This is a genomic window from Collinsella sp. SGI.241 (assembly GCF_050312955.1).
In the GTDB taxonomy this organism is placed as follows: Bacteria; Actinomycetota; Coriobacteriia; order Coriobacteriales; family Coriobacteriaceae; genus Collinsella.
Genome location: NZ_JBNPKM010000037.1, coordinates 1 through 277 on the forward strand (window position 1 = coordinate 1; position 277 = coordinate 277).

At 73.6% G+C, this 277-nt stretch carries 1 protein-coding gene; it reads right to left on the bottom strand.

Features of this window, described 5'->3' with window-relative positions; genetic code table 11:
• Positions 1-277: transposase (locus tag ACQQ92_RS08455; protein WP_427796246.1), on the bottom strand; the 277-nt coding region annotated here is incomplete at both ends.

Here is a 277-nt window from a genome sequence, read left to right on the forward strand (position 1 = left end):
CGCCCTCTGGCCGTCGGTGAGGTCCTCGGGGTTCTTCACGAGCGCGTAGCGGCTGCCCTTGATGGAGGCCGCCTCCTCCTCGAGCGCCCTGACCTCCTCGGGCGGCAGCTCGCCTTTGGCAGGCCTGCCGCGCTTGCCCTCGGGCCTGGGCCTGGCGGCCCTGGCGGCGGCCCTGGCGGCGTTCCACTCCTCGCAGCGCACGGCGTCGAGCGCGTCGTTCATCCACTGGACCACGTGGAAGGGGTCCATGACCCACCTCGCGTTGGGGCAGCGGCGC